The organism is Streptococcus mitis, assembly GCF_009496285.1.
GTDB lineage: Bacteria > Bacillota > Bacilli > Lactobacillales > Streptococcaceae > Streptococcus > Streptococcus mitis_BP.
In genome coordinates this window covers 1-11,344 of record NZ_WIJK01000037.1, presented here as the reverse complement: position 1 = coordinate 11,344, position 11,344 = coordinate 1, and the positions used below count along the sequence as shown (strand labels likewise).

The window sequence follows — 11,344 nt, the reverse complement described above, 5'->3', positions numbered from 1 at the left end:
TAAAGTACCAGCTCTTACTCCAGTAGTAGATCCTAACAACTTGACAGATGCAGAAAAAGCTAAAGTAGCTGAAGAAGTTAAGAAAGCTAACCCAACTGCGACAGATGTTAAAGTTAACAATGACGGATCAGTATCTGTAACTTACCCAGATGGATCAGTAGCGACATTAACACCAGCGAAGACAGTTAAAGAGTCTGAAGCAAATGGAGCTAAAGTGCCAGCTCTTACTCCGGTAGTAGATCCTAACAACTTGACAGACGCAGAAAAAGCTAAAGTAGCTGAAGAAGTTAAGAAAGCTAACCCAACTGCGACAGATGTTAAGGTTAACAATGACGGATCAGTATCTGTAACCTTTGCGGACGGATCAGTAGCAACAATTGCAGCTAATAAAGTTGTTAAAGAAGCTACTAAAGAGTCATCTGCTCAAGCACCATCTAAGAAAGCAGGAGCGAAAGAATTGCCAAACACTGGTACTAAACAATCTAACGCTTCACTTGGACTAGCACTTCTTGCAGCAGTGACAGGAGGACTCCTTATCTCTAAAAAACGTAAGGAAGAAGAGTAAACCATTACTCGGATAAAGCAAATCTTAGAATCTTGATTCTATGAGATTGCTAGAAAAGAAGCTGGGTAAAAACTCACTTCTAAATATCAAAAAAACGAGCATTTCCATAGTTGGAGATGCTCGTTGTTTCTTATTATTTTCATAAAAACTCTTGTGTATGAAATTGAAAATAATAGGAAGTTGAGAATGCTTGATAAACAGTATCCACTGATAAGAATCTTGTTAACGGTATGTAGCGTAAAATAATTTCAAGAGGCAAACAAAATCCTTGTTTATTGGAGGGAAATTCGATAAAATAGAAAGGATTTAATATTTTATTATAAAGGAAAAAGTTAAGTGATGAAACATCAATTTTACGGAGAAAAGCGCCAGCGTTTTTCTTTTAGAAAGTTATCAGTAGGTCTGATATCAGCGACTATTGGAAGCTTCTTTTTGGGTTCTGTAGTTGGGACTAGTACACAGCCTGTTGAAGCAGCAGAGTTAGCAGCGAATCAAGCTGTTCAGATTCAGTATAAGTATGTTATAGAATCAGAATTGACAGATGCTGAAAATGCGATGGTTGTTAAGGAACTTCCAAAATTTGTAGAGGAAAGTACAGATGCATACTACTTGGTTTATCGTCCTAAAAAAGAAGGAAGATTGATAGGAAACTTACCAAGTACTGGCTACTCCGGTATATGGGAAGCAATCTTTGCAACAGCTGGTATTGTTCTTGCGGTCTTGGTAATTTCTAAGGGGAAAAACGGGAAAAGATATCTATCTTCGATTTTATTGGTGACTGGACTAGGATCCATTCTTCTTTCTCCTTCAATACTTGCAGTTACAAATATTGAGCTAGCTGCTTATAATCAGCTTTTAAATTTGGGACTAGGAGAGCAACTACCTCAGCCCTTGAACATTGAAAATTTTGAATACATTGGTTATCTGAAGAGTCAGGCTATTTTGAAAAATTCTTTGGAGCAAGGTGAAGAATCTAAGCATAAAGCTAATCAGACTGTGAATCAATCAGTGGACGGATCTGAAAATGACAAAGCGGTGGCAGTATCAAAAGCAGATAGTTCAGACAAGTCGACAGATGAAAAACTGGAGCTTGTCAATGGAGCAAACCGAGTGCCATCGGGAAGCTCAATTTCTGATCGCTCTGAGTTACAATTATCTAGTCAAGATGAAAGTCAAACGCAAGTGCTTCCTTATCAAACAGAATATCGCTATTCGGATAATCTTGTTAAGGGGCAAACAAAGACCATTCAGGTGGGTGTATCTGGGGAACGTACAGTGATTACTCGTCGCTACAGTGCTAATCAGAAGGTGATAAAATCTGAGTTGGTGTTTGATCAAGTGACAGTCCAACCTATTTCAGAGATTATTTTGGTGGGCACGGCAGAAAGTAATCAATTGCTTAAAGAATCTCCTGTTCACGACTTGCCAGAGTACCCAGCTCCTGTGGGTACAGCTGGCACAGACCCAGCTCCCGTTCATGAAGTTCCAGAATATACAGATTCAGTAGGGACGGTAGGTATAGAACCCGCCCTCGTTCACGAAGTCCCAGCCTACACAGAATCAGTAGGGACGGTAGGTACAGAACCTGTTCCGGTACATGACGTTCCCGAGTACACAGATTCAGTAGGTACATCTGGTGACGAACCAGCCCCTGTTCACGACGTTCCAGAATATACAGAATCAGTCGGCACAGCAGGCGACGCCCCAGCCCCCGTACATGACTTGCCGGAGTATACAGATCCAGTCGGCACATCTGGTGTAGAGCCTACCCCAGTTCATGAGGTTCCCGAGTACACAGAATTAGTCGGCACAGCAGGTGCAGATCCAGCCCCAGTTTACGAAATTCCCGAGTATACAGAATCAGTAGGAACATCTGGTGTAGAGCCTACCCCAGTTCATGAGGTTCCCGAGTACACAGAATCAGTCGGCACAACTGGCGAAGAACCAGCCCTAGTTCACGACGTTCCCGAGTATACAGAATTAATCGGTACATCTGGTTACGAACCCGCTCCAGTTCACGAAGTCCCTGAATATATAGAATCAGTCGGCACAGTAGGTGCAGATCCCGCCCTGGTTTATGAGGTTCCCGAGTACCCAGATCCAGTCGGCACAGCAGGTGCAGAGCCTACCCCAGTTCATGAATTACCAGAGTATACAGATCAAGTAAATACGGTAGGTTCAGAGCCCGTTCCGGTACATGAAGTTCCAGAGTACATAGATCCAGTAAGTACGGTAGGTTCAGAGTCCGCTCCGGTACATGAAGTCCTAGAGTATACAGATCCAGTCGGCACAGCAGATACAGAATCCGCTCCCGTTCACGAATTGCCGGAGTATACATCCCCTGTCGGCACAGCAGGCGACAATCCCGCCCCGGTTTATGACTTACCAGAGTATACAGAACCAGTCGGCACAACTGGCGAAGAACCCGCCCTAGTTCACGATGTTCCCGAGTATACAGAAACAGTCGGCACATCTGGTGACGCACCCGCCCCAGTTCATGAATTACCAGAGTATACAGAAACAGTCGGCACAGCAGGCGACGCCCCAGCTCCGGTTCATGAGGTTCCCGAGTATACAGATCCAGTCGGCACGGCAGGTACAGAACCCGCCCCCGTTTATGACTTGCCAGAGTACACAGAACCTGTTGGTACAGCAGGCGACGAACCCGCTCCCGTTCATGAAGTTCCAGAGTACGCAGAACCAGTAGGCGCAGCAGGTGCAGAACCCGCTCCGGTTCACGAATTGCCAGAGTATACAGATTCGTTGGGCACAGCCGGTGAAGCTCCAGCTCCAGTTCATGATATTCCAGAATATACAGATCCTGTAGGCACAGCTGGTGAAGACTCAGCTCTGGTTCACGAACTGCCAGAGTACACAGATTCAGTCGGCACAGCAGGCGACGAACCCGCTCTGGTTCACGAATTGCCAGAGTATACAGATTCGTTGGGCACAGCTGGTGACGATCCATCCCCAGTTCACGAATTCCCAGAATATACAGATCCAGTCGGCACAGCTGGTACAGATCCATCCCCCGTTCATGAATTACCAGAGTACCCAGAATCAGTCGGCACAGTTGGTGACGAACCTGCCCCCGTTCATGAAGTCCCAGAATATACAGACCCAGTCGGCACAGCAGGTGCTGAACCAGCTCTAGTTCACGAAATCCCAGAATATACAGATTCAGTCGGCACAGCAGGCGACGATCCAGCCCTGGTTCATGAATTACCAGAGTATACAGAACCAGTCGGCACAGTTGGTGACGCACCCGCTCCAGTTTACGAAATTCCCGAGTATACAGAACCAGTCGGCACATCTGGTGTAGAGCCTACACCAGTTCATGAGGTTCCCGAGTACACAGACCCAGTCGGCACAGCAGGTGACGAACCTGCTCCGGTTCATGACTTGCCAGAGTATACAGACCCAGTCGGCACAGCAGGTGACGAACCCGCTCCAGTTCACGACGTTCCAGGTTACACAGATTCAGTAGGCACAGCAGGCGACGATCCAGCCCCTGTTCATGAATTACCAGAGTATACAGAATCAGTAGGCACAGCAGGCGACGGTCCAGCCTCAGTTTATGAATTACCAGAGTATACAGACCCAGTCGGCACAGCTGGCACAGAGCCTACACCAAGTTTTGACCTTCCTGAGTTAGAGCTTAGCTATGTAGATGAAACGAGAGTTGAAAAAGTAGCCTTTAAGATTGAGGAGCAGTATACTGATGAGTTGGTCAAGGATTCACGTATTGTAAGTGTTCCTGGAGTGGAAGGTGAGCGTACAATCAAAACTAGGGTCTACTATTCAAATAATCAAGAATTGGATCGTCTAGAATTATCTAATGAAGAAACCTTGCCACCAGTGACTCAGATTGTTAAGATTGGAACAGCAAGTCCGTTTATGATTCCAAATGATGCTCCAAAGGTTGAAGCATTGGATGAATTTGATTTAATTCCTCTCTACAATCTATTGTCGGAAGCAGAGCAAGTTAAATCACAGGCACGTTATTTTAACGATATCTCAACTCGCCAAATTAGTTACGACTCGGCACTCCTTAAAGGTCAAGAATTATTGACGCAATCAGAAGCTAGCCAAGAGCAAGTCAACCAAGCAGTTGCAAGCATTGAGAATGCGAAAGAGCAATTACAGGGCCCAGATGTCACTAAGGTAGCTTTACAAACAGAATACCGAGAAAGTCAAGACATCCAGGATAGCTTCAAATACAAAAATGCTGACTCAGATAAAAAAACAAACTTTACAAGAGAATTTGCAAATGCAGAGACAGTTTTAGCAAATCGACTAGCTAGCCAAGTTCAAGTTGATCAAGCCTTGGCGAACTTGACAGCAGCCAGAACGGCTCTAAATGGAGTTGCAAAAGTTAGACCAAATCTAAGTATCCTCAGTCTTACAGAAAATCCAGAAGATCGTTCTGTTACGGTTCAGTACAACCTGACTGATGAAACTCAATCATTACGGACAGCTACAGCAGAATTATATGAAGGTGACCAGCTTGTACGCTCACTTCCGATTACGAATTTTGCAGGCAGTCTCAAGATTGGTGATTTGGATCATTATACAGATTATACTTTGAAGACAAAATTAACCTACGAATTAGATCAAGGTCAGGTTACAGACTTTGAAAAGGACAGTCGTCAATTTGAACTCGAGTATAAGAAAATTTCTATCCGAAATGTAGAATCCGTTGAATTCTACAGCAAGGAAAATGATCAGTATAAACGCTTGATTTCTATGAATGCAGTTCCAAGCGATTTGTCAAATTACTTTGTCAAAGTTAAGTCTGCCGAGTCGAAAGAAATGCTCCTGCCAGTTCAGAGTATTGCCGAAAGCACTAAAGATGGTAGGGAAGTTTATAAGGTTACTGTATCTCTGCCTGAGCTTGTCCAAGAAAGTGAAACGGGTTATAAACCAGGATATGACTTCTACATCAGCAAGTCTCATTCAAATCAGCAAGGTGTCTATACTAGTTTTGCAAGTCTGTTAGAAGCAATGAAGAGCAACATGGCAGGCAACTATGTACTAGGAGCTGATTTAGATGCTAGTGAAGTAAGCTTGGCACCAAGCGATTATGTTTATTTACGAAACAACTTTACAGGTAGCCTTACAGGTAGTCATAATGGTAAACAGTATGCTATTTACAACCTAGCCAAGCCTTTGTTTGAAAATCTCAAGAGTGGTGCAAGGATTACAAATATCGATTTGAAGGATGTCAATATTGTTGGGACTTATGATTCTGCAAGCTTGGCCCGTTCTGCGGAAAATGCTCACATTCAAGATGTCTCTGCTCAAGGGCGAGTTGCCGTGGTAGGGAATGCCAGTCAGGTTGCAGGGCTAGTGGTTGTTGCAACTAACACGCAAATTACAAATAGTTCCTTTACAGGTACTATACAGACTAACGATAAGCAAAGCAAGGCCTATAATGTTGGAGGTTTGGTCGCAAATCTGAAAGGAAATGCTTCCCTACTGACACAAAGTAGAGCAGATGTTACGATTTTAGCGAGTGCCAAGACTAATGAGCAACGCTTTGGAGGTTTAGTTGGGCGCTTGGAAGCCAATGCTCGTATTACTAATTCCTATGCATCAGGGAAAATTCAGAACTCAACCAAGAATGGCCAAATTGGTGGAGTAGTTGGTTCAAATTACTACAATGGTTTGATTGACAACGTCTTGAGTAATGTTAGTGGATCAAGAGTCTATAGTATTTCTGGCGATCAAGGTTATAAAAATAACCGTATCACAAATGCTTATGCAGTTGAAGGAATTGAAACTCTAGCAGAAGATCCATTTACTAGCTCTAAGCTTAGTCTTGAACAAGCCCAAGACAAGCTAGAAGAGTTTGGAATCACGACAAGCTTAGATGACACCAATCTGAACCTCTATGCAGTAGATTATAGTAAGGCGAAGAAAGTAGACAGTAACCGTGCTATAGCTTACGTAAACATGGAAAAACTTCTGCCATTCTATAACAAAGAAACAATCGTAGCTTATGCCAACAAACTAGCAGAGGATCATAAGCTCAACACCAGCTATTTACTCGATGTAGTTCCGATGAAAGATCAGCAGATCATCACAGACATTCACGGAAATAAGACAGGCATCAATCGTCTCATGCTTCATTACGAAGACAATACCATTCAGTATCTAGAAGTTACCTATAAGGGAGACTTTAAAAATAAGGCTATAGCAGAATATACCATCAAGGACTTGAATCTTCTCTATACTCCGGAAGCCTTCCTATCTGACTACAGCAAGATTCTCACCAAAGTTTTACCAGAGTTGAATAAGGTGGTTTTAGATTCAGCTGCTGTGAGAACGGTCTTAGGTATAAATGCAGAAACATCTCTGGATGATCTTTATTTGGATAAAGCCTTTGATCAAGTCAAGGCTAACTTATCTGTGGAGTTACGCAAGGTTCTGGCTATGGACAAGTCCATCAATACTGAGGGAACTGTAGTAGCTGATTATATCGCTAAGCAAATCACTGATAATAAAGAAGCCTTCTTAGTCGGTTTAACCTACCTAAATCGTTGGTATAACATCAATTATGACACCATCAATGTCAAAGATTTATCTGCCTATAAGTTTGATTTCTTTGGTAATAATGATGCGTCTACACTAGACACGATCATTGCCTTAGGTCGCTCTGGTTTTGAAAATCTCAAAGCAAAAAATACTTATCAAACTTATGATACTTCCTTGTCTGAGGCAACTGGTAAGCGAGGCTTGTTCAATTATCTAGAAAGTTATCGTAATCTCTTTTTGCCGTATAAGACCAATAATGAATGGCTCAAGGATAATACAAAAGCCTATATTATCGAGGCTAAGTCGGACATTGCAGAAGCTAAGGCTCTCCAAGACAATGCGAATGATAAGAGTAAGTACTCTGTCGGAGTTTATGATAAGATTACATCTGACAATTGGGAACATAAGGGTATGTTGCTACCACTTTTGACCATGACTGAAAAGGGTGTCTACATCATTTCCAATATGTCTACCATCTCTATGGGAGCCTATGATCGTTACCGAGATATTGTTGATGGGAAGGTCCGTACAGATGCTGAACTTGCTAGTTATGTTGAAGATCGAGTGAGAAAGTCAGCTGAATGGCAGAGAGACCATTACGATTTTTGGTACAAGATTTTAAGTGATGAAAGCAAGGATAAACTCTTCCGTTCGGTCTTAGTTTATGATGGTTTTGCTCTCAAAGATAAGAATGGTCAAAGATATTGGGCTCAACCAAATGACAAGCAATCCACTGCGATGCAGGAATTCTTTGGACCAGCTGGTAAGTGGTATCCAAGCAAGGGCTATAATGCTTACGCAACAGGAAGTGTGACCCATTTTGACAATGCTCGTCTGCTAGAAGATTACGGAAACTCTGTTTATACACACGAGATGACACACAACTCGGATGGGGCCATTTATTTTGAAGGCTTTGGTCGTCGTGAAGGTCTAGGAGCAGAACTTTATGCTCGTGGTCTTTTGCAATCTACACCAAGCCCAGATGAAGCGACAATCACCCTCAATACTCTATTCAAGGTTGATAAGGATTCGAAGACACGTCTCCATACTTATAACTTTAAAGAGCGCGTTCAGAATGCAGCAGATCTAAAAGACTACGTTCATGGTATGTTTGATATGATCTATACGCTGGATTACCTAGAAGCAAGCTCTATCCTGAAGCAGACAGATGAAGCTAAAATGAAGTGGTTTAGAAAAATGGAAAACTACTACATTACTGACAAGTATGGTAAACAAACCCATGCTGGTAACCAAACAAGGACCTTCACTGCTGAAGAGATTAAGAAACTAAAAACCTTTGAATCCTTGATTGATAATGATGTCATTACTCGACGAGAAAACAAGGATAGTGGCAAGTATGGACGAAATGGTTATCTCAGTCTCAGTCTGTTCTCTCCAATTTATTCAGCACTTAGCAATCCAACTGGTGCTCCAGGTGATGTTATGTTCCGTCGTACAGCCTATGAGTTGCTGGCAGCTAAGGGCTATCATGAAGGATTTGTTCCATATGTATCTGGTAAGTTGTCAGAAGAAGCTCTGAAAGAGGGCAGTACAACTTGGGATGGATGGCTCGGAAGAGATGTTGGTCTAGTGACAGACCAGAAGGTTTTGGAAAATGTCTTCAAAGGTGAGTATGACTCTTGGGCAGCCTTTAAGAAGGCCATGTACCAAGAGCGGATTGACCAATTGACAAAATTGAAGCCGATCACCATTGAGTATGAACTCAGAAACCCAAATAGTACGAAGCAAGTAACTATTCGATCTTATAAAGATATGCAAAAGCTAATGGATGAGGCGACAGCAGAGGATGTTCGTAATATTGACAATGCTACAAGCCGCGTCGAAGCTAGCTGGGTTAACTTACTGAAGAAAAAGATTTATAATGCTTATCTTCGTACAACAGATGACTTCCGTCAGTCTATCTTTACCAAATAAGCTGCAAACTTACTTTTAATAAGTAGCATTATCCCTAGGTCTAAAAGGACTTAGGGATTTTTGTTCTGGAAATTCATATATAACAAATTGAGTTTAGAATAGTCCATCATAGTTTTTTTAAAGCATTGTTAGAAATTACTTTAAAATTACCTCATCAATTTGTCCATATTCTATTTCAATCTACTATAAAAAAGGAATTTATAGCAGATTGAATCTATAGTACATTACGACTGCTAAAAATATTTCTAGAAATTAGTTTGACTTTCCTAATCGAATTGTTCATACTTTATTTCAATTTACTATATGACTTAAGGAAAATAAAGTGCCACTGATGATATTGTGGTCTACTTGGAAAAGCTTTGAATTTAACCTAAAATATGGTAGAATAACAATTATTAAAATTTGAAGGAGATATTTATGAAGACAAAAACACTAGCGCAAATTGCTGGAATTATTGGGACTATCTCAGGCTCGCTCTTGGCAATTTTGCCAGTCGTAATATTAATGGTTGCATCTATTTTTGCGAATGAAGATTTTGCAGGAGTAGTTTTAGCGATTATCTTCATTGTTTTTACCTTAGTAAAAATCGCAACTCTCATTCTTGGAATTCTCTCTCTAATCTACTATAAGGATGATAAGCGCATGTCAATGGCGCCATCTGTTTTGTTAATCGTAGGTTCTGTAGTCGGATTGATTCCATTTTTAGGCTGGATTGGTGGTATCGTCATTGTCATCGGTAGCGCCCTATTCCTAACAAGTTTGAAACAATTTCAAGTTCAAGAATAGTTGTTTATTGAGAGAAGGGGAGGTCACCTCTTCTCTTTTTAGTCGATTTTGACTAGCTTTTTTGTGAAAAATTGTGTAAAATAGAATAGATAAACGAGGGAAACCTCGGAAAATAAAAGGAGTATCCATCAAATGGTAAAATTGGTTTTTGCTCGCCACGGTGAGTCTGAATGGAACAAAGCTAACCTTTTCACTGGTTGGGCTGATGTTGATTTGTCTGAAAAAGGAACACAACAAGCGATTGACGCTGGTAAATTGATCAAAGAAGCTGGTATCGAATTTGACCAAGCTTATACTTCAGTATTGAAACGTGCAATCAAAACAACTAACTTGGCTCTTGAAGCATCTGACCAATTGTGGGTTCCAGTTGAAAAATCATGGCGCTTGAACGAACGTCACTACGGTGGTTTGACTGGTAAAAACAAAGCTGAAGCAGCTGAACAATTTGGTGATGAGCAAGTTCACATCTGGCGTCGTTCATACGATGTATTGCCTCCTGCAATGCCTCATGATGACGAATACTCAGCACATACTGACCGTCGTTACGCTTCACTTGACGACTCAGTTATCCCAGATGCTGAAAACTTGAAAGTGACTTTGGAACGTGCCCTTCCATTCTGGGAAGACAAAATCGCTCCAGCACTTAAAGATGGTAAAAACGTATTCGTAGGAGCTCACGGTAACTCAATCCGTGCCCTTGTAAAACACATCAAACGCTTGTCAGACGACGAAATCATGGACGTGGAAATCCCTAACTTCCCACCATTGGTATTCGAATTCGACGAAAAATTGAACGTAGTTTCTGAATACTACCTTGGTAAATAAAAAATTGTAAGTCTAGGATTGATTTATATCGATCTCAAAAAGTTACACAAATAATTTAAGCAAAGGATTTAGTTCTGTATTGCACAGGACTGAGTCCTTTTCTACCATTTGTCAAGTATATCAAGGTATTTGATGAAAAATAGTTTGATTTCCATAGTCAAACTAAGGAAATTGTCTTTTTCTGAACTAAAGTTTAGTGAAAAAAGTGTACACTAAATCAACACCTTATCTGGTGATTTTTTTGATAAGGCGTTACAATAATATGGCATAAACAATTTTACCGATTTTGGGTAGAAGTATAATCATAAAGTTTGTTATGCGTTATGAGGTAATACATTGTTCTAATGAGACGATGTATAGAGGCAATCGTGTGTGGTTTAGTTGAAGTCACTTGCGATTGTCTTTTCCGTTTCTCATAGAAGTCTGCGATATGACAAGGATTGGTATGGCTAGCTGAAGCTATGTTATGAATGCACTTAAAAAGAATCTTTCTGGCATAGGGATTCCCACGTTTAGTGATATGTTCCTTAGCTAGAAAATTTCCAGATTCATAGTGTCTGAGGTCAATGCCGATAAAAGCATTGATTTGATTGGCAGAGTGAAATCGACGAATGTCACCAAGTTCGCCAATAATACTTGTCGCTGTGGTTTCAGCTATTCCAGGAATAGAGAGAAGAATCTCGTATTCTGGCAAAG

Annotated in this window: 5 protein-coding genes; 4 read left to right on the top strand and 1 reads right to left on the bottom strand. The window is 41.4% G+C overall.

Annotation, left to right across the window (positions count from 1 at the left end; translation table 11 throughout):
* The 4 genes from GEZ89_RS09135 to GEZ89_RS09120 form a co-directional block, all read left to right on the top strand.
* Positions 1–565 (top strand): LPXTG cell wall anchor domain-containing protein (locus GEZ89_RS09135; protein WP_153225783.1); only part of this gene is annotated, 565 nt, incomplete at its 5' end.
* A gap of 339 nt (positions 566–904) precedes the next feature.
* Positions 905–9,037, top strand: coding sequence for an SIALI-17 repeat-containing surface protein (locus tag GEZ89_RS09130; protein WP_153225782.1), 8,133 nt, complete (start codon positions 905–907; stop codon positions 9,035–9,037).
* A gap of 417 nt (positions 9,038–9,454) precedes the next feature.
* Complete coding sequence (locus GEZ89_RS09125) at positions 9,455–9,823, top strand: hypothetical protein (RefSeq protein WP_153225781.1); 369 nt, start codon at positions 9,455–9,457, stop codon at positions 9,821–9,823.
* A gap of 132 nt (positions 9,824–9,955) precedes the next feature.
* Positions 9,956–10,648 (top strand): phosphoglycerate mutase, encoded by a 693-nt coding sequence (locus tag GEZ89_RS09120; RefSeq protein ID WP_075227311.1) that lies wholly within the window; start codon positions 9,956–9,958, stop codon positions 10,646–10,648.
* Between the two features lie 277 nt (positions 10,649–10,925).
* On the opposite strand, the gene GEZ89_RS09115 is transcribed toward GEZ89_RS09120, so the two are convergent.
* Positions 10,926–11,344: transposase (locus tag GEZ89_RS09115; RefSeq protein WP_153225780.1), on the bottom strand; the 419-nt coding region annotated here is incomplete at its 5' end.

What these genes read in the sequence shown, in the direction of transcription:
- GEZ89_RS09120 (WP_075227311.1), top strand. Translation starts at nt 9,956, where the DNA reads ATGGTAAAATTGGTTTTTGCTCGCCACGGTGAGTCTGAATGGAACAAA.
- GEZ89_RS09125 (WP_153225781.1), top strand. Translation starts at nt 9,455, where the DNA reads ATGAAGACAAAAACACTAGCGCAAATTGCTGGAATTATTGGGACTATC.
- GEZ89_RS09130 (WP_153225782.1), top strand. Translation starts at nt 905, where the DNA reads ATGAAACATCAATTTTACGGAGAAAAGCGCCAGCGTTTTTCTTTTAGA.